Genomic DNA, 25260 nt, shown 5'->3' on the forward strand with positions numbered 1-25260 from the left:
GATGACCAGGGCACTTCGCGCGCTCGCATTCCTCACGTTGCTCGCTGCGGTCCTCACCGGGCTGTCGTGCAAGCCGGAGGCGAAGCAGACGATCCGGATCGCGATCGGGACGCAGGACACGACCATCAATTGCGCCACCGGCGGGCTGCTCATCCGGGAGCTCAAGCTGCTCGAGAAGCACCTGCCGAGGGACGGCAAGTACAAGGACGTCACGTACGAGATCGAGTGGAAGGACTTCACCTCCGGGCCGCCGCTGACGACCGAGATGGTGGCCGAGAAGCTCGATATCGGCGCGATGGCCGACTTCCCCGGCGTGCTGAACGGCGTGGCGTTCCAGAAGCAGGGGAGCCGCAGCCACTTCATCGCCACGCTCTCCGGCAGCGCGCTGGGGAGCGGCAACGGGATCGTCGTGCCGAGCGACTCCCCGGTCCAGGGCCTGAAGGACCTCAAGGGCAAGCAGATCTCGGTGCCGTTCGGGTCGTCGGCCCACGGCATGCTGCTCCGGGCGATCCGCGATCTCGGCTGGGACCCGGACAAGGACGTGACGCTCGTCTCGCAGTCGCCGGAGGTGGGCGGCTCGTCGCTCAAGGCGAACAAGATCGACGCGCACGCGGATTTCGTCCCGTTCGCGGAGCTGTTCCCCTTCCGCGGCTTCGCCAGGAAGATCTACGACGGCTCCAGCGTGAAGGTGCCGACGGTGCACGGCGTGCTGGTGCGCGAGGCGTACGCGGAGAAATACCCGGAGATCGTCGTGGCCTTCCTCAAGGCGGCGCTCGAGGCCGACCGCCTGTTCGCGGAGGAGCCCGAGAAATACAGCGAGCTCATCGAGAAGGTGACCGGGGTGGACGCCGAGGTCGCCTACATGTTCCACGGCCCGCTCGGCATCCAGACGCGGGACTTCACGATCAAGCCCGAGGTCCGCCGCGCCCTCCAGGTGGCGGTGGACACGCTCACGCTGCTGAAGCGCACGGACACGACCCTCGATGTCGGCACGTTCGTGGACGACCGGTACATCCGGCGCGCGGCGGCGGAGCTCGGGCTCGACTACGAGGCGCGGCTCGCGAGCTACGCGAAGCTCCCGCTGTCCGGGAAGGACGCGCTGTCCGGGGAGCCGATCGCCGAGCCGACGCTGGCCGCGCAGATCTGGGTCGCGGGCGAGCCGAAGGTGCGCGCGTACGCGAGCCCCGGCACGGCGCTCGCCGCCCTGGGGCAGCTGAAGACCGAGGGCAAGGAGATCCGCGCGGTGTTCGTGCACGATCGCGCGAGCGGGGTGAAGCTCCTCGCCGATCGCGCGTGGTACGCGAGGCGCCCGGACGGCGGCCTGTCGGCGTTCCTGGCGAAGGAGGACGCGGAGCGGTGGGCCGCGGAGAACGGCGCGGCGGTCGTCGACTTCGCGACCCTGCAGACCGAGCGCGCGAAGCTCACGGCGGCGGCGCCATGACGATGATCTCCGAGCGCAGCGCGTCGGCCGGGGCGGAGCTCGGCGGCAGCGCGGCGTTCGCGCCCGCCCCGGCGAGCGCGAAGGCTGCGTCCGCCCCGGCGAGCGCGGCCCGGCGGGGCGCGTCCCCCGCGCCGGGCGGCGCGCGCCGCGAGGGGCGCCCGCGCCGCGACCTCCGCCGCGCCTTCCTGCGCGCCCTGTCCGTGGCGGTGTGCGTCGGCCTCTGGCAGTGGGCGTCGACGACACGCGCGGATCTCGGCGTCGTCACGTTCCTCAACGTGCCTGCGCCGACCGACGTCCTCGCCGCGGCGCGGGAGCTCTTCGCCTCGCCGAAGCTCTGGCAGCACCTCGGGAACAGCGTGTTCCGCGTCCTCGCGGGGTTCGCCGCCGCGGGCGCCACGGGGGTCGTGCTCGGGCTCCTCATCGGCAGGTCGCGGCTCGCCGAGGACACCCTCCTGCCGCCGCTCGAGATCCTGCGCCCCATCCCGGGCGTCGCCTGGCTCCCGCTCGCGATCCTGATGTTCCCGTCGGCCGAGCTGAGCATGATCTTCATCACGTACATGGGGGCGCTGTTCCCGATCCTGATCGCGACGATCCACGGCGTGGGCGCCCTCGATCCGCGGCTCATCGCGAGCTCCCGCAGCCTGGGCGCGCGCCCGCTCCGCCTGTTCCTCGAGGTGGTCCTGCCGGGCGCGCTGCCGAGCATCGTCACGGGGATGAGCATCGGCATGGGGACGTCCTGGTTCTGCCTCGTGACCGCCGAGATGATCGGGGGTCAGTACGGCATCGGCTACTTCACCTGGGAGTCGTACAACTTGCAGCGCTATCCGGACATCGTCCTCGGCATGCTGCTCATCGGCCTGCTCGGCATGCTCAGCAGCGCGCTCGTCCTGCGGCTCGGCGCGTGGCTCACCCCGTGGCAGCAGCCCCAGGAGAAGGGCCGATGACGCTCGACGCGAACCGCGCGGCGGCGCGCCGGGAGAGCCCGGGGGGCGCCGTGGAGATCAGCGGCCTGTCCGTGGCGCTCGGGGTGGGCGCCCGCCGCGTCGAGGCGGTGCGGGATCTCGACCTCCGCGTCGAGGGCGGCGAGCTCGTGAGCCTCCTCGGCCCGTCCGGGTGCGGGAAGTCGACGATCCTGAACGCCGTCGCCGGGTACGTGGCGCCGGAGCGCGGCAGCATCGTCGTCGGCGGCGAGCGGGTCGAGGGGCCGGGGCCGGCGCGCGGCATGGTCTTCCAGCAGAGCTCCCTGCTCCCCTGGAAGACGGTGCTGAACAACGTCGGCTTCGGCCTCAAGGTGCGCGGCGTCCCCGAGCGCGAGCGCAGGGAGGCGTCCCGGCGCCTGCTCTCGCTGGTCGGGCTGTCGGGGTTCGAGGACGCCTACCCGGCGCAGCTCTCCGGCGGCATGCAGCAGCGCGTGGAGATCGCGCGCGTGCTGATCACGGAGCCGCGCGTCGTGCTAATGGACGAGCCGTTCAGCGCGCTGGACGCCCAGACCAGGCTCTCGATGCAGGAGCTGCTGCTCGACGTCTTCCGCCAGGTCCGCACGACGGTGCTGTTCGTCACGCACGACATCGACGAGGCCATCTTCCTGTCCGACCGCATCGCCCTGATGACCCGCCGCCCCTGCCGCGTCGGCGCGGAGATCGCGGTGCCGTTCGGGAGGCCGAGGACCGCGGCGATCGTGGGCTCCGGCGAGTTCGCGGCGATCAAGCGGCGGTGCCTCGAGGCCCTCCGCGACGAGCGCGCGGCCGCCGCGCACCGCCACGACCTGGAGGCCCAGACCGGCGCGTGAGGCGCGGGCCGGCGCCCGGCCCCGGGCCGCGGTGGCGCGGCGTTCCGGGTCCGGCGGCTCCGGCCCTCTTTTGCGCGCTTGATGTCCCGGGCGTTCCTCCTTACTACCGAGCCGAGAGGAGTGATCCCGATGTTCAAGAGATTCCTGGGGGTGACCGACGTGCCGTTCTCGGCCTCGGTCGGGTTGCTCGCGCTTCGCGTCGTTATTGGCGTCGCGTTCATGTTTCACGGCTGGGGGAAGATCCAGCACCCCTTCGGCTGGATGCCGGCCGGCGCGCCCGTTCCAGGGTTCTTGCAGGCGCTGGCCGCGCTCTCGGAGTTCGGGGGCGGCCTTGCCTGGATCGTCGGCCTCCTGACGCCGCTCGCGTCGCTGGGCATCGCCGCCACCATGGCCGTCGCGGTCGCGATGCACGTGTCGCAGGGCGATCCATTTGTCTCGATGGGCGGACACTCCTACGAGGCGGCGGCGGTCTACCTCGGCATCTCCCTCGCGCTCCTCCTCGTCGGGCCAGGGAGGCTCTCCGCCGACGCGGCGATCTTCGGGCCGAAGCGCTGAGCGCTCGCGCGCGCCCTCGCCCGATCTGCGCGAGGGCGTCGCCGCTCGATCTCGCGCGGCCGATCTGAGCCGCGCTGCCCTGCGGCGTCCGGCCGGGCGGATGACGTCGGCGCGCGCTGGAGCGCCCTGTGATCCATCTGGGGTGGACAGCGTGTGCGCCGGCCAATGTGCGCGTTTGAATTGCGCATGTGAAGCCGCGCCGTCCCCACACTATGCTCCGGTCGGGAGGACCCGATGAGAGACGCCGAGGCGATGGCGCCTTCGAGCAGCGCGCGACGCGGTGTCGTCATCGCAGCGACCTGTTCGTTCGCCGTTGGGTGCGTGACGCTGCTCGGCTGGTGGATCGGGTCGACCGCCCTCGTCGCCATCGCGGACGGCCTGCCGCGCATGGTGCCCAACACCGCCGTTGCCCTCGTCCTGGCGGGGGTCTCGCTCTGGGCGCTGGGCGTGCGAGAGTGTCCGGCGCGTTCACGCCGGCTGGGGCAGGCATGCGCCGCCGTCGTCCTCGCGCTCGGCCTCGCGGTCCTCGCGCAGTACATCTTCGCCTGGGATCTCGGCGTCGATCGCGTGCTGTTCGGGGGGCGCGTGGATTTCCCGAGCAAGTTCCCCGGCAGGCCCCCGCCGAACACCGCGCTCTGCTGCGTCCTGATCAGCCTTTCGCTCCTCTCGCTGCGCGTGAAGACGCGGCGAGCGTGCCTGTTCTCGGAATGGAGCGCGCTCCTGGCCGCGGCGCTCGCGCTGACGGCGCTGACCGGCTACGTGTTCGGCGTCGGCTACTTCTACGGGCTGCCGCCGCTATTTCCGTTCACGGGCATGGCGCTCCACGCGGCGATCGCGCACCTCGCCCTCTGCGCCGGGCTCCTCATGGCGCGGCCCGATTGCACGGCGTTCGCCACGCTGACGGCCGGCCGGTCCGGAGGCATGCTGCTGCGGCGCTTCCTGCCCTACGTCGTCCTCGTTCCGCTCGTCATCGGTCGCCTCTTCCTGTTCGGCGCGGATCGCGGGGCGTACCCCATCGCGGCGTCGTTATCGCTCGCCTCCGCCATCACGACGCTCCTGCTCGGGGCCATGCTCTGGGTCAGCGCGGCGCGCATGAACCTCCTCGACGAGGCGCGGCAGCGCGCCGAGGAGGCGCGCGCCTTCCTCGCGACCGTCGCGCAGGCCTCGGACGACGCCGTGATCGGCACCTCCCTCGACGGGACCATCCTGAGCTGGAACCCGGCGGCGGAGCGCCTCTACGGCTACTGCGTCTGCGAGGCGATCGGGAAGAGGCTGCCCCTCCTGTGCCCGCCCGAGCGCGCCGGCGAGGCGGAGGCCGTCCTCGCGCGCCTGCGCCGCGGCGAGCGCGTCGAGCGCTTCGAGGCCGTGAGCCGGACCAAGGGCGGCAAGACCATCGACATCGAGGTCACCGTGTCGTCGATCGTGGACGCGTCGGGCCGCGTCACCGGCGTCTCGACGATCTGCCGCGACATCGGGCGACGCAAGGCGATGGAGGCCGAGGTCGCGAGGGCGCACGAGGCGGAGCGGCGCCTCCGCTCGCAGCTCGAGGCGGTCGTCGAGCAGCTGCCCGAAGCGGCGATCCTGGTCGACGCCGAGGGGCGGCTCATCAGCTGCAACAAGCTGGCTTTCCAGTACGCGTCGAGCGCCGAGGACGAACCCGATCCCTGGGGCAACCGGCTGTGTTTCGAGCACAGGACGCCGGCGGGAGAGCCCCTTGTCTGGGAGGAGCGCCCGCTGATCCGGGCCCTTGAGCGCGGGGAGGCCGTGACGGGCGTCGAAGCGCTCTTGCGGCGCGCCGACCGGGGGCTCGTTCCGGTGCTGGTCAACGCTGCGCCGGTGCGCTCGGACGACGGTGAGCTCCAGGGCGCCGTCGCCGTCTTTCATGACATCTCGGCGTTCAAGGAGATGGAGCGGCAGCGCCAGGAGTGGATCGGCGTCATCGCTCACGATCTCCGCCAGCCCATCCAGGTGATCGCGACCGCGAGCCAGCTCCTGGGTCGCGCAGCCGGCGAGCGGCCCGTCGCGGACTGCCGAAAGCAGCTCGACAGGATCACCTCGGCCATCGAGCGGCTCCGCCGCATGATCGACGATCTCCTCGATGCCTCGCGGATCGAGGCGCGGCAGCTCACGCTGGATCGTTCGCCGGTCGATCTCCGCGCGCAGCTCGGCGAGATCCTCGAGAAATCGGCCGATGTGACCGCGGGCCACGCCGTGCGCCTGGCGGTGAAGGGCGTGGTGCCCGCCGTCCTGGCGGACCCAGGGCGGATCGAGCAGATCGTAACCAACCTGCTCTCCAACGCCGCCAAATACGGTCGGCCGGAGGGGGACATCGTGGTCGCTGTCGACGCCGGGCCGGGCAGCGCGCGCGTCGCGGTGACCAACTGGGGCGGCGGTATCCCGGAGGCGTCCCTCCCGCACCTGTTCAAGCGCTTCTGGCGCGCGCCCGATGCCGTTCCGCGCAGCGTCCGTGGCGTGGGTCTCGGCCTCTACATCACGAAGGGCCTCGTGGAGGCCCACGGGGGCACCATCTCCGTCGAGAGCAGCCCCGGCGGCGCGACGACATTCCGCTTCTCGCTGCCGTTCGCGCCCGATACCGCGCGAGCCGTCGGGGCGTAGCGCGCAGACAACCCCTCTCAGCCCCTCTCTGCGCCTCTCTCCTGCTTCCTGCTCCACCGGCGGCCCCATCTCGAAAAGCGGCTTTCAGGCGAGCTCGTCAATCCATGGCCGGCGAGCTCGTCAATCGTTCCTCCCGGTCCTCCTAGGATTGAAGAGACGTTTGTCCTGCCGCTGTACGTTGTCCGTATTCCGTTTTGCGGTGCTGCCATTCTTTCGCAGGTTTCTACGGCTCAGATCGTCAGAATGATTGCAGAAGGAACTTCCTGAGGTTCGTATCCTTGCTACACCTGAGATCCGCTCCGGCCCGACGCCGGGGCAGTAAGGTGGCGCAGCAGTGAATTCCTGGTTCTTGCAGGTGAGTAAGCGGCTGGGGCCCGCGGGGCGCCGGCTCTGGGTGCTTGGGTTCATGGGGGTGGTGCTTGCGGTCACGCTCGGGCTCGCGCTGCGCGCGGCGCGCGAGTCGTCCGCGCAACGTGCGGCGACGTACACCGAGCTCCTCCAGATCGCGCAGGCAGGGCAGGCGACAGCGGTCGAGGTGACGGGGGATCGCTTCCTCGTGCGTCAAGCGGGCGGCGCCGCGGTAACGGCCGTCGTCGACGAGCCGACGCTCCGGCAGGAGCTGGTCTCCCGGTTCGCGGGCGCCGGCGCCTCTGTCGACTTCGCCTCCCGGGAGGATCCGTCGCGCGCCGCGTCCGCGGTGCTCCCGGTGGTCGTGCTGGCCGTGGTCGGCTTCGCGCTCTTCACGGTGAGCCGGCGGCGCAGCCCGAAGGTCTTCTCCGACGTCAAGGCCGGGGCCGCGCGGGCGTCCGTGCGCTTCGCCGACGTCGCGGGGATGCACGAGGTCAAGCAGGAGCTCGCCGAGACGGTCGAGTTCCTGAAGAGCCCCGATCGCTTCGCGCGCCTCGGCGGCCGCCCGCCGCGCGGCGTGCTGCTGACGGGCGAGCCCGGGACCGGAAAGACGCTGCTCGCGCGCGCCGTCGCGTGCGAGGCGGGCGTGAGGTTCCTCTCGGCGTCTGGGTCGAGCTTCCAGGAGATGTTCGTCGGCGTGGGCGCCTCCCGTGTCCGCGCGCTCTTCGCCGAGGCGCGCAAGTCCGCGCCGTGCATCGTCTTCATCGACGAGATCGACGCCGTGGGGCGGGCCCGCGCGAAGGGGCACGGCGACTCCGCCTCCGCGGAGCACGACCAGACGCTGAACCAGCTGCTCGTCGAGATGGACGGGTTCGACCACGAGACCGGCATCGTGGTGATCGCGTCGACCAACCGCGTCGACATGCTCGACCCGGCGCTGCTCCGGCCGGGGCGCTTCGACCGCAAGGTCACCGTGCCGCTCCCCGACGTGCGCGGCCGCGAGGAGATCCTCAACGTCCACGCCGGGCCGATCCCGCTCCAGGGCGAGGTCGACCTCGGCTACATCGCCCGCGGCACGCCGGGCTTCTCGGGCGCCGACCTGGCCAACCTCCTGAACGAGGCGGCCATCCTCGCGGCCCGCGAGGGCGCCGACGCGGTCGACCCGACGCACATCGACCGCGCGCGCGACCGGGTGCTCATGGGGCTCGAGCGCAAGGGGGTGCTCGTCGACGAGGACGAGCGTTATGCGACCGCCGTCCACGAGGCCGGGCACGTCGCGGTCGGGCTCCTCGCGCCGAGCTGCGATCCCGTGCACAAGGTGTCGATCCTGCCGCGGGGCCGCGCGCTCGGCGTGACCCAGGCGCTGCCCGAGAAGGATCGGCTGATGTACCGGAAAGAGTACCTCGAGGATCAGATCTGCATGCTGATGGGCGGCCGCGCCGCCGAGATGGTGATCCTCGGGACGATGACGGCGGGCGCCTCGGACGACATCCAGCGCGCCTCGACGATCGCCTGGAAGATGGTCGCGGAGCTCGGCATGAGCCACCTCGGCCCCATCTGCGTCGGCGACGGGCACCCCTCGCGGAGCCCGGCGCTGCTCGACCGGGTCGACGAGACGGCGCGGGCGCTCACGGAAGCGCAGCTCGCGCGCGCCGTCGAGATCGTGAGGTCCCGGCGAGGCGAGATCGAGGCGCTCGTCAAGGCGCTCCTCGAGAAGGAGACGCTCGGCATGGACGAGATCCACGCCTGTTTCCCGGCCGATCGCAGGCCGCGCCCCGAAGGCCAGGCCGCCTGACCGGCGGAGGCTCGAGGACGCCGGGAAGGGAAGTCCTTTCAGGCGTCCTCGGCGACAGGCCGCCCCGCTCGCCGTGAGGGCGTCCGGCGCTCTCCCTCTCGCCGCCGGACTCGACCCTCTCGCCGCCGGACTCGACCCAACTCCCCCCGCAGCTCAGCCATCTTTTCTCGTCTTCGACGCTTCCGACGCTCCCGCGCGTGTGGCCGGCGTGTGAAGCGCCTGTTATCCGAGATACGTTGTGCTCGGAAAGCTCGCTTCACGGCTGCGCGCGCCGGATCCGAACCCGGCGCGGGGGCATTGAGCCGCGTCGCGTCGCGCCTTCCTTTCCGTCCGGAGATGGCAAATCTCCCCTTGCGAATGCCGGGCAAGCTGGTGAAGTGTGGCCACTTGCATGCATGGATTCCGTTTCGTTCGCGTGTCTCTCGACAGGGCACCCCCTCCGCGTTCGCTGATGGCCAGGCCTCTCTCCGGCCGCTCCCTGAGCTCGGCGCGGCCGTCGCGGGCTCTCCTGCCCCGCGCAGGCTCGGAGGCGTGCGGTGCCTGAGCCTCGGATACTGATCCTGTCCAACAGAGATCCGGAGGAAGCCGTCGATGAGCCGCCACTCGCGCAGCGGGTGGGGAGCGGTCGGCTCCGGCTCGGTCGCGAGGACGGCAGCGCGGTGGTCGCGGAGAGTGTGCTCGCGACCCTCGCCGCGGCTCCGGGCGTGCGCGTGGCGCACCGGCCTGTGCTCCGGCCGAGCGAGGTGCTCGCGGCCATCGGCGACCATCGCCCGGACGTGATCTTCAACCTGTGCGAGGCGCTCGACGGCGACAGCCGCCACGAGGTCATGTGCGCGTGGCTGCTCGCGGGGCTCGATCTCGGCTTCACGGGCAGCGATCACGTCGCCCTCCGGAGCTGCCTGCACAAGGCCGAGGCGAACCGGATCCTCGCGCGCGCCGGCGTGCGCGTGCCGGCGACGGTGCGGGTCGAAGGCCCGGATCGCATCCCGGAGGTCGCGTTCCCGGTCATCGTCAAGCCGGAGCGCGAGGACGGCTCGATGGGGATCGATCGGGGCTCGGTCGTCCACGATCGCAAGGCGCTCCGCGACCAGGTCGCCTCGGTCGTCGCGCAGTGCCGCCAGCCGGTGGTGGTGCAGAGTTACGTGCACGGGCGGGAGATCTCGGTCTCGCTGCTCGGGTGGCCGACGCCGCGCGTGCTGCCGCCCGGCGAGGTCACCTTCCAGGGCCTGCCCGAGGGGCACCCGCACGTGATCACGTACGAGTCGAAGTGGCGCCCGGAGACCGCCGCGTCGATCGGGACGCCCTCCTCTGCGGCGGTGCTGCGGCCGCTCGATCTGCGCCGGGTCGTCGCCGTGGGCCGCCGCGCGTTCGAGGTGCTCGGGCTGCGCGACTACGGCCGCGTCGACGTGCGGCTCGACGAGCGCGGCACGCCGTACGTCATCGACGTCAACCCGAACTGCGATCTCTCGCCGGACGCCGGCTTCGCGCGGGCGGCGGCGCGCGCCGGCCTGTCGTACGCCGACGTCGTCTGGGAGATCCTCCGCGCGGCGCTCGCCCGCGGCGCGCGCCACGACGATCTGCTTCACGCGCGCGGCCGCGCGCCGGCGCGCGGCCGCGCCGCGGCGCGCTCCGCTGCCCGCGGCGCCCTCGCCGCCGCGCCCGAGGCGCCGTGATCACCCAGCGCGGCCTCCGCGCGGAAGATCGGCCGCTCATCGCGGCGCTGCTCGAGTCGGTCCCGGCGTTCACCGACGACGAGCGCGCGGTGGCGCTGGAGCTCGTCGACGTGACGCTCGGCCAGCCCTCGACGGACGGTTATGGCTACCGGTTCGTGCTGAGCTTCCAGGGCGCCCCGGGCGGCGACGGGGCGCCGCGGCTCCTCGGGTACCTCTGCTACGGCCGCACGCCGATGACGCAGTCCACGTACGACCTGTACTGGATCGCGACCTCGCCCGATTTCGCCCGGTCGGGTGTGGCGCGGGGGCTGGTGTCCACGATGGAGAGCGAGATCGCGCGCGAGGGCGGCGGCCTCGTGCGCGTGGAGACGGGCAGCCGGGAGGGGCACGGCGCGGCGGTGCGCTTCTACGACGCGGTGCAGTTCACGCGGTCCGCGGTCCTCGCCGACTTCTACGCGCCGGGCGATGATCTCATCATCTACACGAGGCGGGTCGCCCCGGCGCGCGCCTCGGCGGCGCCCTCGGCCGGCGAGACGTCCGCGCGCGGCGAGGCGCCCGCGCGCAGCGATACGCGGCCGCCGGGCGAGCCTGCGCTCTACGACGCGGCGTTCGGCTACCGCGACTACGCCGCCGAGCGCGACTTCCTGCTCGCGTGCGCGCGCCGCTTCGGCGGCCGCCCGGTGCAGCGCGTCCTCTCGTGGGCCTGCGGGCCCGCGCGGCACCTGGAGGCGTTCGCCGAGCTCGGCGTCGGCTGCGCCGGCGCGGACGGCTCGGCGGCGATGATCGCCTATGCGGAGCGCGCCGCGTGCGCCCGCGGCGCCGGGGCGGGCATCCGCTTCTCGTGCGCGGAGCTCGACGAGCGCCCGGACGTCGCGCCGGTCGATCTCTCGTTCGTGCCGCTCTCGGCGATCCACCAGCTGGCCACACCGGCGGCGCTCGAGCGCCACCTCCGGCTCGCCGCCTCGCTGCTCTTGCCGGGCGGCGTCCACGTCATCGAGGCGACCCACCCCGCCGATCTCACGCCGTCCGGCGTGAACAGGACGGAGTGGACCGAGCTGCGCGGCGAGCAGTCGATCGACGCGCGGTTCCGCATCCACATCGAGCGGTCGACGCCCGATCGCGTGGTGCCCGTGACGCTCGAGGTGGTGTGCTCGGCCCGGCGCAACGGCGGCGCGCCGAGGGAGCTCTCGTCGATCCGCCAGGAGGTGACGTGGTACATCCCGGACCTCGCCGGGTGGCGGCGCGTCGCGGAGCGGGTGCCGGAGCTCTCGCTGGTGGCGACGCTCGGCGATTTCAACGTCGACGTGCCGTTCGAGCACGCCGCGGCGTGGCGGCTGATCCTGGTGCTGAAGCGCCTCTGATCGCCCGCGCCGCGCGCGCGGCGGCGGGCGCTCGTGGCGGGATCAGTTGAGGTCCCAGAAGTACTTGCCCCCGCTCGGCGGCGGCTCGTCCGCGCCGCCGCTGGGGCCGCCCGCGTCCCCGGCGCGCGTCAGCTGGAGCACCTCCTCGAGCGAGCTCGCCTCCTCGCGCCAGTACGCCTCCGTGCCGAAGTGCGGAAAGGTCCTCGGGAAGATGGGGTCGTGCCACCGCCGCGCGATCCATGCGGCGTAGTGGATCATGCGGAGCCCTCGGAGGGGCTCGATCAACCCGAGGGTGGAGCGGTCGAAGCGGCGGAGCTCCTCGTAGCCCTCGATGAAGAGCTCGCGCTGCTGCCGGGCGGCCTCGTCGCGGCCGGGGAGGAGGAGCCACAGATCCTGCACGGCGGGGCCGACGACCATGTCGTCGAAGTCGAGCACGCGGAGCGCGCCGTCGCGCAGGAGCAGGTTGCCCGGGTGCAGATCGCCGTGGATGCGGTGCACGTCGACGCCGCGCAGGCGCTCCTCGGCCACGTCCGCGACGGCGCGCGCGGCCGCGAGGTACCGCCGCTCGACGGCCGCGGGGATGAGCTTGCGCTCGACGAGCCAGCCGAGGTCCTCGCGCGCGTAGGTGTCGGCGGAGAGCCGGACGCGGTGCTCGGCGGCGCTGGCCGCGCCCACGTTGTGGATGCGGGCGGCGAGCCTGCCGAGGCGCACGAACAGCTCGTCGCCGAGCTCGTCGGGGGCGCGGCCGCCCATGCGCTCGAAGAGGCAGTACGGGATGTGGTCGATCTGCTTGAGCGTCTCGCCGCCGGGGAACGGGCGCGTCGGGCAGACGGGGATCTCGGCGTCCGCGAGCTCCGCGAGGAACCGGTGCTCCTCGAGGATCTGCTCCCGCGTCCAGCGCCCCGGCCGGTAGAACTTGGCGATGACGCGGGTGCGATCCTCGCGCTCGACCTCGTAGACGCGGTTCTCGAACGAGTTCAGCGGGTAGCAGACGCGGTTGCAGGGGACGCCCGCGGCCTCGACGGCCTCGATCACCTTGTGCGGAGTCAGCGACAGGAAGAGGTCGGTCGGGGTGGTGGTGCTCATGGTGGGGAGAGTTGAGCACCGACCGGCGTCGCGCTCGACGAGAACTTTCGCCGCGCGCTGCCGGAGGCCGTTGCCGCGCGGCGAGCGCCGTTGCCGCGCGGCGAGCGCCGTTGCCACGCGGCGAGCGCCGTTACCGGGCGGGCCCAGGGGCGCTGTGTCAAGCGCGGCCGTGATACGCTATCCTGAGCACCTCATGATGGAAGAAACGCAGCTTTCGTTTCGTCACCTCGAGATCAGCAGGCTCGAGGCGATGGTCGAGATCATGTTCCTCGCCGCATACGCTGACGGCTCCATCAACGAGGCCGAGCGCGCCGAGCTCGCGCGGCACGTGGCGGCCATGAGCGAGGGGCGCGTCGGGGCCGACCTCGTCGAGTCGCTCATCTCCATCATCGAGCGCTCGGTGCGCGACGAGGGCAGGAGCGGCCGCTTCGCCGCGCTGCGCGCCCGCCTGCCCGACGTGCGGATGCGCGAGGCCGCGATCGAGCTGGCCGTCCGCCTCGTGGCCGCCGACGGCGTGATCCACGAGAGCGAGCACGCGCTGCTCGTCGAGGCGGCCAGGGCCCTCGAGGTGCCGATCGCGTTCAAGGGGCGCGTCGTGCCCGGCTCGGCCCGCTGAGCGGCGCGAGGGGTGACCGCGCCGCGGCGACCCCGGCGCGCCCCCGGTGGTGCCTCGCTGGCACTCGGGATCCAGACCGACATCCACCGTCGATGTACCCGTAGAGCGCCGGTGTTGCGCGCAGGGAATGCGTCGTGCGACGACCGTTGCGCCGACGGATCGGTCGCGCGCTCGTCCCGGGACCGCGCCGGCGGACGACGCGCTGCGCGCCGGTCGCGGCGGACGGCGCGCTGCCCCCGGGCGAGCCGATGGCGGCGGGCGCCGATCTGATGCCTCCACACCGCAATCTCGGCGCCGCGGCGAGCGGGAAAGGGGCGGATCTGCGGCGATTTTCATCGGCCTGCTCCTTGCAGTACCCGTGAGCAAAGGACATGGACAGCCACCGAACTGACAGCTCCACGACGCCACATGGCGCCTCGATGGATCCCGCGTCGAATCGATCCCGCCCTCCGAGTGGGGGCCGAGCCTCTCAGCGTGCGTACCGCTCGCCGCGGTCTCCGCGCTGGCCTTCGTCTCACCGCCCTCCGTTCGAGCCTGTCGACCTCCGGACGTCGGGCCGCCTGTCGCGGCCGTCTGGCTCGGCCTTCCGTCACGGCGGGGACGTCGCGCCGCTGGAGGCGCCGAGCGACGCTCCGGCCACCCCGGCGAGCGTACCGCCCGCCACGCTGCGGACCGGCCTCGCCGGCTCGCCCGCGGCTGCCGCCCGGGCGGTCCCCGCGATCGACCCGCGCTCCGCCGCGCTGCGGCGCTACGCCCCAGGCGACGTCCTCGGGGGGCGCTATCGCCTCACGGAGCTCCTTGGAGAGGGCAGCATGGGCGCCGTGTGGAAGGCGCGGAATCTCGCCCTGAGCCTCGATGTCGCGCTCAAGCTCATCCGTCGCGACTGCGCCGTCCCGGAGGCCGCCTCGCGGCTGACCCGGGAGGCGCAGGCGACGGCGCGGGTGTCGCACCGCGCCGCGGTGCGGATCTTCGATCTCTGCTTCACGGAGGAGGGAGAGCCGTTCGCGGTGATGGAGCTCCTCCAGGGCCGGTCGCTCGCCCAGGTGCTCGCCGAGTCGGGCGCGATGTCGCCGATCTCCGCGGTCCAGCTGCTCCTTCCCGTGGTCGGCGCGCTCGGCGCGGCGCACGGCGCGGGGGTCGTGCACCGGGACGTGAAGCCGGCGAACATCGTCCTCGTGCGCGAGGGCCGCCGCACCGTCCCCAAGCTGATCGACTTCGGGATCGCCTCCACGGCGGTGCGCGCGGCGGGCGACGAGCGGAGCGAGACGCTGGTCGGGAGCCCGGCCTACATGGCGCCCGAGCAGGTCCGCGGCGGGCAGGAGTCGGACGCGCGCGGCGACGTGTGGAGCGCGTGCGTCGTGCTCTACGAGCTCGTGAGCAGCCGCCGCCCGTTCGGCGGCCCGAGCAGCATCTCCATCGTACACGACGTGCTGCGCGCCGCCCCGCCCCGCCCGGAGGCCCTCGAGCTGCACTCGCGGCTCTGGGAGATCATCGAGCGCGGCCTGGCCAAGGACCCCGAAGGGCGCTTCCCTACCATGGCGGCGCTGGGCCGCGCGCTGGCCCAGTGGGCGATCGCGGCCGGGGTCGCCCACGACGTGACGGGCGCGTCCCTCGTCGACTACTGGCTCTCTTGAGCGGGGCTCTCAGTACTTCACGTCGCAGCCCTTCGCGTCGGAGAAGGCCTTGATCGCGTCGAGCTCGGTCGTGGTCGCGTCGCTGTAGGCCCAGCTGATCGCGCCCGCATATCCGTGGCTGTACCAGCTCTCCAGGAGGGTCGGCAAGGCGGCCGTGGCCAGGCCGGCGATGGGGAAATCTCCCATGATGACGGGCTTGTCGGTGATGCCGTAGTCCTTGGGCGACTGGTTGTATGGCCAGTACAGGTTGACCCGGTCGTTGATATGAAAGGTGTAGAAGTCGACGTCGGTGTCTCGCCAGGATCGCGCCCACTTCATCGACGCCGAGCCGATCGTGATGAGCGCCGCGCTCTCCGCGCGCAGCGCCCGGATGGTGTCGCCGAGGAAGGCCGCCATCTGCGCGTGCTCGATCGGCTCCACCTGGGGGTCGGGTTCGTAGCGAGGGCCGTCGTCCGGGCTCGATCCGGTCATGGCCAGCTCGGGCTCGTTGATCACGTCCCACGCGACCATCCGGTGCTGGTAGGGGCTCTGCGCCACGGCCTTGGCGATCGGCCGGACGACCTTGTCGATCAGCTTCGCGCGCCGCTTCGCGTCCTTCACGATGGAGGTGATACCGACGGTCTTCACGTCGGCGTCGAGCCGGGTCGGGTGGAAGTTGTCGAAGGAGAACAGGCAGAACACCAGGTTGACGTCCGCCTGCTCGGCGAGCTCTAGCGCCTTCTGGACGTCGCGCCGCGTCGTCCCGCCGAGGCCTGTCGGGTTCTCGCTCGTGTCGAAGACGACGCTCTCGCCCCGGATCTCCGGCAGCATCCACCACCGCACGACGCTCGCCCCGTGAGCACGGATGTCGGCGAGGTTCTTCGCGTGCGTCTCCGCCTCGGCCGCGACGCCGCGCTTGCCCCACGCGGCGATGCCGCCGAAGTCGCCGGCGAAGTTGTGCCACGCATAGTTCATTCCGAACATGAAGCGCTTCTTGCAGCCGATCGTGATACCCGCGCTCTCAGCGGGGCACTCGTCGACACACTCCATGGCGTCGCCCGGACCGCCTCCCTGTCCTCCGTGGCCACCGTCGGAGGGGGCGCTCTCGCCACCACCGCCGCCCGCGCCGCCAGCGCCCTTGCCGGACGCCCCGCCAGCAGGCGAGCTCACGCCGGAGCAGGCGACGAGGACCAGCGCGGCTGTTGCGATGAGCGCGCGGAGACCGGGTGGGCAACGGAGTGCGTTCATAAGGACAGCGGGGTGATCGTACGCGTGCTGTCACGCGAACGCCATCCTCGGGTGGCGGCGCGGGCAGCGAGCGGGCCGCGAGTTGCGGGCAGGCCGGGCGGCGAGATGCGGGCAGGCTGGACGGCGGGCGGCGCGGGGCGTCGCCAGCGGGGTCCCCCTTGAAACCTGCTTCCCCGCCCGGCTATTGGAGGGGCTCGGGCGCCGCTCGGCCCCGAACGCCCCGCTTGCGGGAGGAGAACCACCGATCATGAAAGCGCGCGCAGCCGTGGCCCACAAGGCCGGCGAGAAGCTGACGGTCGAGGACGTTCAGGTGGAGGGCCCTCGCGAGGGCGAGGTCCTCATCGAGATCAAGGCGACCGGCGTCTGTCACACCGACGCTTACACGCTCTCAGGCAAGGATCCGGAGGGCCTCTTCCCCGCGATCCTCGGCCACGAGGGCGCGGGCGTCGTCGTCGACGTCGGGCCGTCCGTGAAGAGCCTCAAGAAGGGCGATCACGTGATTCCCCTCTACACACCCGAGTGCCGGCAGTGCTCGTATTGTACGAGCGGAAAGACCAACCTGTGCCAGGCCATCCGCGCCACGCAGGGGCGCGGGCTCATGCCGGACGGGACGAGCCGGTTCTCGATCGGCAAGGAGCGGATTCACCATTACATGGGCACGTCGACCTTCTCGAGCTTCACCGTCCTTCCCGAGATCGCCGTCGCCAAGATCCGCGAGGACGCGCCGTTCGACAAGGTCTGTTATATCGGCTGCGGCGTGACGACGGGTATCGGCGCCGTCATCAACACCGCGCAGGTGAGGCCCGGAGACAACGTGGTGGTCTTCGGCCTCGGCGGCATCGGGCTGAACGTGATCCAGGGCGCCCGGATGGCCGGCGCCGACATCATCGTCGGCGTCGACATCAACCCGAAGCGCCGCGAGCTGGCCGAGAGGTTCGGCATGACCCACTTCGTCAACCCGAACGAGGTGGCGGGGGATCTCGTGCCCTACCTCGTCGATCTGACCCGGGGCGGCGCCGATTTCAGCTTCGAGTGCATCGGCAACGTCAAGGTGATGCGCCAGGCGCTCGAGTGCTGCCACAAGGGCTGGGGGACGAGCATCATCATCGGCGTCGCGGGGGCCGGCGAGGAGATCGCCACGCGCCCCTTCCAGCTCGTCACCGGGCGGGTCTGGAAGGGCACCGCGTTCGGCGGCGCCAAGGGGCGCACCGACGTTCCCAAGATCGTCGACTGGTACATGGAGGGCAAGATCAAGATCGACGAGCTCATCACCCACACGATGCCGCTCGACGACATCAATCACTCCTTCGACCTCATGCATGAAGGCGAGTCGATCCGCAGCGTCGTGCTCTTCTCCTGAAGCTGCGCGGAGCTCGACGCGGGCCGCCTCGCGCGTGACCGCAGGGGCGGACGAGCGCACTAGGCCGCTCGGCGCGCGGGCATGGCGCGCGCCGAGCGCGGCGCGCGCGCCATGCCCGCGCGCGCCAGGCCTGCTCCTCGGGGCGCGTGTCGGTGCCCTATCGGCGGCGACGGGTGCTGCAAAAATGCTGACCCCTGTGACATCATTCGCCGCCATGGTCCATGTCACCTCCCTGGCGGGGCTGCCCGCCAACGCCCTCGCGGAGTCGACCGCGGCGATCGCGGCCTGCGATGCTGTCGTCCTCGTCGCGCCATCGCCCATCGCGAAGTACGCGGGGGGGCTCGGGTCCGCCGTGGGCGCGGTGGTCGAGGCTGCGGCGCGCGTCGACTCCGCGCTCGAGGGCAAGTGTGCTCCGCTCGTCCTGCCGGCGCCGGGGGTGCCTGGCGGGCGCCTGGTGCTCGCGCCGATGGGGCCGCTCTCGGAAGACGTCGATGACGTCCGCTCCGTCGCGGAGGCGGCGGCGGCCGGCTTCGCGCGGGCGGTGGACGCGGGGGCGAGCCGGCCGCTGCTCGTCGTGCGCGCTCCGGTGGGCGCTGCGCCGCGGTTCGCGCGGGCCGTGGAGGTGGGCGCGCTCGCCGCGCTCGGGAGCCAGTGGACGCCGCTCGAGGCGCGCGAGGCCGAGATGGCCCCGCGCTCGGCCGAGTCGGTCGCGGTGCTCGGGCTGTCGGAGGCGCGCGCCCGCGAGATCGCGGCCATCGAGGTCGGTCGGGCGCTCTGCCGCGACATCACGGGCACCGAGCCGGAGCGGATGGCGCCCCGCCGCGTCGCCGAGATGTGCGAGGCGGCATTCGCCAGGACGGGGGTGCTCGTCAAGATCGAGCGCAACGTCGATGACTATCCGCTCATCAGCGCGGTCTCGCGGGCGTCGCGGGTCGTCGAGCGGCACCGGCCGTGCGTCGTGCGGCTCGACTACAGGCCTCGCGGGGAGATCCGGCGAACGGTGCTGCTCGCGGGCAAGGGCGTCACCTACGACACGGGCGGCGTCGATCTGAAGACCGACGGGCACATGGCCGGGATGTCCCGGGACAAGGGCGGCGCCGGCGCGGTCGCCGGCCTCGTGCGCGCGGCCGCGGCGCTCGGCCTGGAGGGCGTGCGCATCGTCGGGCTCCTCGGGCTCGTGCGCAACAGCATCGGCGAGGAGTCTTATGTGAGCGACGAGATCATCCGCAGCCGCGCCGGCGTGCGCGTGCGGATCGGCAACACCGACGCCGAGGGGCGCCTCATCCTGGCTGACCTGCTCGCGCTCTCGCGGGAGCTCGCCATGAGCGGCGCGGCGGACCCTATCGTGTTCTCGGTCGCGACGCTGACCGGGCACGTCTACCGCGCCCATGGGCCTTATACCGGCGCGATCGGCAACTCCGCCGCGCGCGAGGAGCTCGATCGGCTCGACGTCCTCGCGGAGCGCTGGGGCGAGCCGATGGAGCGCGTCCGGCCGCGGCGCGAGGACTACACGTTCGTGGCGCCCCGGTCGAGCGCCGAGGACGTGGTCTCCTCGAACCGCCTCGCCTCGGTGAACACGCCGCGCGGGCACCAGTTCCCCTTCGCGTTCCTCGACATCGCCTCGGGGCTCAAGGGGGGGGCGCTGCCGTTCATCCACCTCGACATCGGCGGCGTCGGGGTCGAGTCGGCGGACTGGCAGTTCGGCCGCCCGACAGGCGTCCCCATTCCGAGCCTAACAGCCTATCTCTCCGGCGAGTCGTAGGGGCTCACCCGCTTCGGATACGGGCCCACCTCGACGTTTTCGGTGCTCAGCGTACAAGAGTACGCTTCCGCGCCGAAAACGCCGATCTGGGCCCGTCTCCTGTGCGGGTGAGCCCCGCTGACGTTTGCTTGGGGGGGAGAGGCGGGACGAATCGGTAGGGCGGGAAGGACCAGACAGGGGCTCCGCGCTCTCGTGGAGAATCGGGAGAGGGCTCGTGTTTTCCACGCTCGATGGGCGGGTGATCCGTTCCTGGTGGCAGGGACGGGGGCGGCCCGAGCGGATGTGTTGCACGGTATCATCGGGCGATGGGGGCGGCCGGCACGTCGCTGGCAAGCTGGGCCTCCATGCGGAGAACTCGCTCGACCACGACCGGCCATCGCGCACCGATCCCGCGCGCGCTCGCCGGGGGACTCGCCCTCGCGGCCGCCGCGTGCAGCACGGGGGAACCGGGGATCAACCTGGATGTACCGCGCCTGCCGGCACAGCGCGCCAGAGGCGATGTCCTGCCGGCCGCCACGAGCGACGGCGAGCAGGCCGAGAGCGCGCAGCCGGCGCCCGATACGACCGGGATCACGAGCATGGCAGTCCCGATAGGAAGCACCGGATTTGCGCGTGGACGGTCGACGGTGGTCGTGAAGGGCTCGCTGGAGCGCGTGCGCGCCGCGGTGCTCTCGTTCGAGCGTTATCCGGAGTTCATGCCGCACTACAAGAAGTGCCGCTTGCTCGGGCGCACGCCCGCGGGCGGGTGGGATCTCTACATGGAGGTCTCGGCCCTCTCGGGCGCAGTCACGATGTGGGCGCGCATCGAGATCCAGAAGCCGGTCGTCGAGGATGGCGTCGAGACGTACGCGTCCCGCTTCATCTCCGGCAATGTGCAAGATCTCCAGGCCACCTGGCGGCTCGAGAAGATCGACGCCCAGTCGACGCGCCTGTCCCTCGAGGTGTTCCTCCGGCCGAAGCTGCCGCTGCCGAAGAGCCTCCTCAACGCGGAGAACCTGGACGGTTCGGCGCGCGCCGTCGGGGCCATTCGGGCGCGCGTCGAGCAGGCGCAGGACGGGAATCGCTGACGCGCGCGCGATCGAGGCGGCGAGGCCGGCGTCACCCGCCCGAGGCGAGCCGCCGGACGGGGTTGGGCACGTCGAGCCGCGCCGCCGTGGCGCCGTAGACGACCCGCTCGGTGCCGGGGTCGCCCAGGAACTCGTAAGGAAAGCCGAGCGGCACCCGGCTCGCCGCGTCGAGCCCCTCGAGGGCCGCGGCGGGCAAGACGACGTCGAGGCAGCCCAGGCAGTCCTGCATCTGCTCGGGCTTCCGGGCGCCGATGATGGGGATGACCTGCGCCGGGCGCGACCTGAGCCACGCGAGCGCCACCTGCGCCGAGGAGCACCCGAGCTCGTCGGCCACCGCGTCGACCGCGCGCGCGACGCGCAGGCCCCGGTCGTCCAGGCGCCCCTGGTTCATCGCCGCGCGCGCGGCGTCCTTGCCGCCACCCCGCGTGTATTTGCCCGTGAGCACGCCGCCGGCCATGGGCGCCCACGCGAGCACGCCCAGGCCGAGCCGGGACGCCATCGGGACGAGCTCCCGCTCCACCGTGCGCTCGATCAGGCTGTACTCGATCTCGATGCCGATGAATTGCGACCAGCCCCGGAGCTCGGCGATCGCGTTCGCCCGGGAGACGACCCAGGCAGGCGCGTCGGACATGCCGACATAGAGCACCTTGCCCGCGCGCACCACGTCGTCGAGCGCGCGCATGAGCTCGGCCTCCGGCGTCGTCCAGTCCCACGCATGGACCCAGAGCAGATCGATGTAGTCCGTCCCCAGGCGCTTGAGGCTCGCCTCGACGGACTGGACAAGGTTCTTCCTGCCGTTGCCGCTCGCGCTCGGATCGGCGTCGTTCATCGAGAGCGAGTACTTCGTCGCGATGACCCACGCGCCGCGATCGCCGCGGACGAGCTCCCCGACGATCCGCTCGGCGCTGCCGTTCGTGTACTTGTTGGCGGTGTCGATGAAGTTGCCGCCGCGGGCGCGGTACGCCTCGAGGATGCCGCGGCACGCCTCGGCCGAGGCGCCGAAGCCCCAGTCCTCGCCGAAGGTCATCGTGCCAAGGCTGATCTCCGAGACCTTGAGCCCGCTGCCGCCGAGCAGCTTGTAACGCATCTCCATGGTCGTCCTCCTCGGGCGCAGTCGTCGCCCGGCGACGGGCAGCCTAGGGCGGGCGGGAAGGGCGCTATAGAACGCCGCTGCGCTCCCTGGAACCCGGCTGCTGCGTTGACCGGCCCCGCGCCGCAGGCGCATGCTGGGCCGGCTCTCCAATGGCATCCCGCGCCACTCGCGCCTCCCGCGCCTCCCGCAGCGCCATCCCGTTCGTCCGCGCCGGCACCCGCGAGCCCATCGAGGCGCTCCGGCAGGCGGAGATCCGCGCGTCCAGCCGCTCGCTGCGCTGGACCGGCATGGTGGCCGAGCTAGGCGTGAACCCGTCCTGGGAGACAGACCACCTCGCCGTCGCTGGCCATTATATCGCCATCAACCTCGCGGACGCGCCGCTGCGCTTCGAGCGAAAGGGCCAGCGCGGCTTCGAGCGCGTGGAGATGCCGCCCGGCAGCCTCTGGCTCCAGCCCGCGGAGGTGCCTTTCTCCCATCGCGTGAGCGAGGCCACGATCTATGGCGCGCTCGTGCTCGACCCAGCGCGGCTCGCGCGGCTCGCCGGGGTGCGGGAGCTGCTGCTCGAGCCCCGCGTGGGGCTCGTGGACGCCCAGATCGAGCACGTGCTGCGCGCGCTGCTGGTCGAGGTCTCGCGCGGCGGCGCCACGGGCGCGCTCTTTGCGGACGCGATGCTCTCCGGGCTCGCGGCGCGGCTCGGCGCCCGCCATGCGGCCCGGCCGGAGCGGCCGGCTCGGGGCGGGCTGTCCCCTGCGACGCTGCGGCGCTTGCTCGACTACATCGAGGCGCACCTCGGCGACGATTTCGGGCTGGAGGCGCTCTCCGGCGTGGCCGGGCTGAGCCCCGCGCACATGGCGCGGGAGTTCAAGCGAGCGCTGGGGGAGCCGCCGCTCGCCTACGTGACGCGGCGGCGGCTCGACCGCGCCCGCGAGGCGCTGCTCGCCGGCGGCCGCCCGATCGGGGAGCTCGCGGGCGCGCTCGGCTTCGCCGACCAGAGCCACCTGACACGGCTCTTCAAGCGGCGGTTCGGGATCACCCCGGGCGCGCTCGCCCGTGGCCGGTGATCGCCGCGAGGCGCTCGAGGACCCCTCAGGGCAGCCGGGTGCTGAGGTTGGCTATCCCGTCCGGAGGGCCGTCGAGGGGAGGGGAGCCGAGCGTCCATTTGCGGACCGGCGTGCCCGGCGGCAGGCCGACGTAGTTGTGGCGGTGCCGGGACCCGTTGAGATGCGCCCGGTTGCCCGTGAAGACGCTGAGCCCTGCGGGATCCTCGTTCTGGATGCCGAAGAGCGCGTTCCTCGACAGCGTGTTTCCCTCGACGAGCGCGCGCGCGCAGGCCCTCAGCCAGATCCCTTTGCCGTCGTTGTTCGCGGACTGGCAGCCGATGATCCTCGCGTCGCTCTGCCGCTCGAGCAGGAACCCCGCGCCCTTCTGCGGGTCGCCGCGCGACGGACCGGCGTCGACCGGGGGGGCCGGCGGCTGCACGAACAGGGGCGCGCGGTGGACGGTGTTGCCGTCGGCGATGCAGTCGACGAACGCGTTGCCCTCGCCGCCCACGAGGCCGCCCTGCGGATCCGCGAGCGGCGTCGAGGCGATGAACCCAGCCGCGAGCCCGTCGTCCTCGGCGGTCCCGCTCGCGTTCCTGTTCCCCACGGCCACGCAGCGCCTCAGCACCACGTGGCGGGTCGAGTGGAGCGCGAAGCCGCCGGCGGGCGCGTTCGCGCTCGCGCCGTGGTTGCCGATCGCGCGGCAGCCCTCGAGCAGCCCGCGGTACACCGCCCTGCCGATGCGAAAGCCGAGCGCGGAGAAATCCTTGACCCCATCGGCGGACGCGGCCGGGTTCGCGTTGTAGTTCCCGTCCGCCTCGCACTCGACCATCTCCAGGTTGCTGGTGGTCGAGATGTTGAACCCGCACGCGCGGTTCCCGGTGAGCGTGAAGTTCCGGTTCGCCCTGCAGCGCAGGAACTTGTAGTTCTCTCCCCACGCGAAGAAGCCGGCCGGCTCTCCGCCCGACGTGTTGTCGTGCGCCTCGCAGTCCTCCACGAGCACGTTGCGGCAGATGACGAAGTCGACGCCGACGACGTTGAACTGCACGCCGCTCGGCTGGGCGCTGGTGTTCGCCGTGCGGTTGAACACGCACTCCTTGACCTGCACGTCGTCGCAGAACAGGACGAGCGCGCCCAGCGTCACGACGAAATCGAGCCGGCTCGTGTTCTCCGAGCACACGCAGTTGATCATCCGGATGCCTTCCGCGAAGGCGACGCCGCCGGCCGCGTCCCGGGCGCCCATCACGAAGATCCCGCCGTTGCGGCACAGGAAGCCCGTGTCGATCACGCCGTCGCCGCCGCAGCGCCGGACCGACAGATCGAGCAGATCCAGCTGGCTGCACGCCCTGGCGGCGATCCCGACCCCCTGGATCCCGAGCACGCTGCCGTTCCTGATGACGAGCCGCGCCCTCCCCTCGGCGAACACGCCGACGTTCCCGGAGACGACCTCGCCCCGGCAAGGCCTCGCGCCCGGGTCGGGGGCGATGACGGGCGCCGGTGGGTCGATCTGCCGCAGCGTCCTGCCGCCCAGGTCGAGGGTGACGTCGTCGCTCGCGATCGTGATGGCCCGCGCGTTCGCGTCCCGCGCCACCCAGTCGACGTCCTCCACGAGGGCGTACACGCCGGGCGCCGTGATGATGAAGGGGACGCGGCGCTCGGGGTCCGGTCCGCCGTTGATGTCCTGCGCCGTGATCGGCGTCGCGGGGAGGCGCGCGCTGGCGCCGGGGAGATCGCTCATGGTCCTCGGTCGGGAGTCTACGCCGTTCACCCTGCTCCGCGCGGCGCCGGCGAGCGCGCGCCTCACTGGATCGGCACCGCGCGCAGCGACTCGGCGAGCTTCGCGTAGAGCGAGCTCCGCGGGTCGTCGCGCCGGTAGACGAGCCGGAAATGATCGCGCGCGAGGGGCGCGGACGGCAGGATCCGCTTCAGCTTGCCGCCGCGGAGCTCGGCGGCGACCATGTGGCGCGGCAGCACGGCGACGCCCTCGCCGGCGAGGACCAGCGCCTTGATGGCGGCGCCGAGCCCCACCCAGCGGTGCCGCGCGAACGCGAAGCAGCCGGCGCCGCCCGCCTGATCGGCGAGGTACCGGAACAGCGGCATGGTCGGGTCGATGTCGAGCAGGCAGTGCCGCGACGCGTGCTCCGGGCGGGCGAACGCCTCGCGCCGGAGCAGCCTGGGGGAGGCGACGAACGCGTAGCGCTCCTCGTGCAGCGTCTCCGCCGCGAGGCTCGTGGCGCTCCAGCGGGCGCTGGTGACGACGCAATCGACGCTGCGGTCGTGGAGGCGCCTCAGCAGGTCGTCGGAGGCGCCGAAATAGAGGTGGAGCGTCAGCTCGGGGCGCCGCCGCGTCAGCGTGCCGAGCTGGGGGACGATCCACGACATCCCGAGCTCGAACCGCGTTCCGAGCGTCAGCTCGACCGGCGCGGGCGCGGGGCGCATCGCGCTGCGGAGGCAGTCCTCGGCGAGCGCCAGGCACTGGCGGGCGCGCGGCAGCAAGGCGAGCCCGCGCGGCGTCAGCTGCACCCGGCGCGTGGTGCGCTCGAACAGCGGAGCGCCGACCTGCTCCTCGATCTGCCGGATGCGCTGCCCGAACGCGGCGGGGCTGAGCGCGACGGCGCGCGCTGCGGTCCGGAAGTTCAGCGTCCGCGCCGCGGCCTCGAAGCAGGCGAGGTTCTCCAAGGAAGGGAGCAGCATGGCGGCATTGTATCGTCCAGCGCAACAATCCTGACCAAGAGAACCGGGATCGCGCCGGCCACGGCGCGCGGCGCGGCCGGCGCGCGGCGCGGCCGGCGCGCGT

At 72.3% G+C, this 25260-nt stretch carries 19 protein-coding genes; 14 read left to right on the top strand and 5 right to left on the bottom strand.

Annotated elements, in window-relative coordinates:
• Nucleotide 1: 1 nt before the first annotated feature.
• From WMF19_RS16420 to WMF19_RS16455, 8 genes are all read left to right on the top strand, one after another.
• Nucleotides 2–1441, top strand: a complete 1440-nt coding sequence (locus WMF19_RS16420; RefSeq protein WP_437899992.1) for an ABC transporter substrate-binding protein — start codon at nucleotides 2–4, stop codon at nucleotides 1439–1441.
• Nucleotides 1438–2385, top strand: coding sequence for an ABC transporter permease (locus WMF19_RS16425; RefSeq protein ID WP_437899993.1), 948 nt, complete (start codon nucleotides 1438–1440; stop codon nucleotides 2383–2385). Before WMF19_RS16420 ends, WMF19_RS16425 begins: the two co-directional genes overlap by 4 nt.
• Nucleotides 2382–3230 (top strand): ABC transporter ATP-binding protein, encoded by an 849-nt coding sequence (locus WMF19_RS16430; RefSeq protein ID WP_437899994.1) that lies wholly within the window; start codon nucleotides 2382–2384, stop codon nucleotides 3228–3230. Before WMF19_RS16425 ends, WMF19_RS16430 begins: the two co-directional genes overlap by 4 nt.
• A gap of 129 nt (nucleotides 3231–3359) precedes the next feature.
• A complete protein-coding gene (locus tag WMF19_RS16435; RefSeq protein ID WP_437899995.1) occupies nucleotides 3360–3785 on the top strand; it encodes a DoxX family protein in 426 nt (141 codons plus the stop codon).
• A gap of 234 nt (nucleotides 3786–4019) precedes the next feature.
• Nucleotides 4020–6401 carry a PAS domain-containing sensor histidine kinase gene (locus WMF19_RS16440; RefSeq protein WP_437899996.1) on the top strand — a complete coding sequence of 794 codons (2382 nt, stop codon included), beginning with the start codon at nucleotides 4020–4022 and terminating at the stop codon, nucleotides 6399–6401.
• Between the two features lie 355 nt (nucleotides 6402–6756).
• Nucleotides 6757–8544 (top strand): ATP-dependent zinc metalloprotease FtsH, encoded by a 1788-nt coding sequence (ftsH, locus tag WMF19_RS16445; RefSeq protein ID WP_437899997.1) that lies wholly within the window; start codon nucleotides 6757–6759, stop codon nucleotides 8542–8544.
• Between the two features lie 536 nt (nucleotides 8545–9080).
• A complete protein-coding gene (locus WMF19_RS16450) occupies nucleotides 9081–10217 on the top strand; it encodes a D-alanine--D-alanine ligase family protein (RefSeq protein WP_437899998.1) in 1137 nt (378 codons plus the stop codon).
• Entirely contained in the window at nucleotides 10214–11578 is a 1365-nt protein-coding gene (locus tag WMF19_RS16455; protein ID WP_437899999.1) for a GNAT family N-acetyltransferase, read from the top strand. The genes WMF19_RS16450 and WMF19_RS16455 overlap by 4 nt, the downstream gene beginning before the upstream one ends.
• Nucleotides 11579–11620: 42 nt before the next feature.
• Here the strand turns inward: WMF19_RS16455 and WMF19_RS16460 are convergent, their stop codons facing one another.
• Nucleotides 11621–12664, bottom strand: a complete 1044-nt coding sequence (locus WMF19_RS16460; protein ID WP_437900000.1) for a serine/threonine protein kinase — start codon at nucleotides 12662–12664, stop codon at nucleotides 11621–11623.
• 169 nt (nucleotides 12665–12833) lie between these two features.
• On the opposite strand from WMF19_RS16460, the gene WMF19_RS16465 reads away from it, so the two are divergent.
• Both WMF19_RS16465 and WMF19_RS16470 read left to right on the top strand, forming a co-directional pair.
• Complete coding sequence (locus tag WMF19_RS16465) at nucleotides 12834–13280, top strand: tellurite resistance TerB family protein (RefSeq protein ID WP_272097975.1); 447 nt, start codon at nucleotides 12834–12836, stop codon at nucleotides 13278–13280.
• Between the two features lie 740 nt (nucleotides 13281–14020).
• The gene (locus WMF19_RS16470; RefSeq protein WP_437901639.1) at nucleotides 14021–14914 is read left to right on the top strand and encodes a serine/threonine-protein kinase; all 894 of its coding nucleotides are present in this window, start codon (nucleotides 14021–14023) and stop codon (nucleotides 14912–14914) included.
• A 9-nt stretch (nucleotides 14915–14923) separates the two neighbouring features.
• Here the strand turns inward: WMF19_RS16470 and WMF19_RS16475 are convergent, their stop codons facing one another.
• Nucleotides 14924–16141 (bottom strand): hypothetical protein, encoded by a 1218-nt coding sequence (locus WMF19_RS16475; RefSeq protein ID WP_437900001.1) that lies wholly within the window; start codon nucleotides 16139–16141, stop codon nucleotides 14924–14926.
• A 247-nt stretch (nucleotides 16142–16388) separates the two neighbouring features.
• On the opposite strand from WMF19_RS16475, the gene WMF19_RS16480 reads away from it, so the two are divergent.
• The 3 genes from WMF19_RS16480 to WMF19_RS16490 all read left to right on the top strand — a co-directional run bounded on the left by WMF19_RS16480 (nucleotide 16389) and on the right by WMF19_RS16490 (nucleotide 20330).
• Nucleotides 16389–17501, top strand: a complete 1113-nt coding sequence (locus tag WMF19_RS16480; RefSeq protein WP_437900002.1) for an S-(hydroxymethyl)glutathione dehydrogenase/class III alcohol dehydrogenase — start codon at nucleotides 16389–16391, stop codon at nucleotides 17499–17501.
• 196 nt (nucleotides 17502–17697) lie between these two features.
• On the top strand, nucleotides 17698–19263 hold the full coding sequence (locus WMF19_RS16485; RefSeq protein WP_437900003.1) for an aminopeptidase: 1566 nt from the start codon (nucleotides 17698–17700) through the stop codon (nucleotides 19261–19263).
• 344 nt (nucleotides 19264–19607) lie between these two features.
• Nucleotides 19608–20330, top strand: coding sequence for a type II toxin-antitoxin system RatA family toxin (locus WMF19_RS16490; protein ID WP_437900004.1), 723 nt, complete (start codon nucleotides 19608–19610; stop codon nucleotides 20328–20330).
• A 31-nt stretch (nucleotides 20331–20361) separates the two neighbouring features.
• Here the strand turns inward: WMF19_RS16490 and WMF19_RS16495 are convergent, their stop codons facing one another.
• Entirely contained in the window at nucleotides 20362–21417 is a 1056-nt protein-coding gene (locus tag WMF19_RS16495) for an aldo/keto reductase (protein ID WP_437901640.1), read from the bottom strand.
• Between the two features lie 155 nt (nucleotides 21418–21572).
• Between WMF19_RS16495 and WMF19_RS16500 the strand changes: the two genes are divergently transcribed.
• Nucleotides 21573–22484 carry a helix-turn-helix domain-containing protein gene (locus WMF19_RS16500; protein WP_437900005.1) on the top strand — a complete coding sequence of 304 codons (912 nt, stop codon included), beginning with the start codon at nucleotides 21573–21575 and terminating at the stop codon, nucleotides 22482–22484.
• A gap of 25 nt (nucleotides 22485–22509) precedes the next feature.
• Here WMF19_RS16500 and WMF19_RS16505 read toward each other — a convergent pair whose 3' ends face one another.
• Together WMF19_RS16505 and WMF19_RS16510 are read right to left on the bottom strand one after the other, a co-directional pair.
• Nucleotides 22510–24201: a right-handed parallel beta-helix repeat-containing protein gene (locus WMF19_RS16505; protein ID WP_437900006.1), complete on the bottom strand. Its 1692-nt coding sequence runs from the start codon at nucleotides 24199–24201 to the stop codon at nucleotides 22510–22512.
• Nucleotides 24202–24263: 62 nt separating this feature from the next.
• Complete coding sequence (locus WMF19_RS16510) at nucleotides 24264–25157, bottom strand: LysR family transcriptional regulator (RefSeq protein WP_437900007.1); 894 nt, start codon at nucleotides 25155–25157, stop codon at nucleotides 24264–24266.
• Between the last annotated feature and the right edge of the window lie 103 nt (nucleotides 25158–25260).

The organism is Sorangium sp. So ce124, assembly GCF_051525235.1.
Taxonomy (GTDB): Bacteria; Myxococcota_A; Polyangia; order Polyangiales; family Polyangiaceae; genus Sorangium; species Sorangium atrum.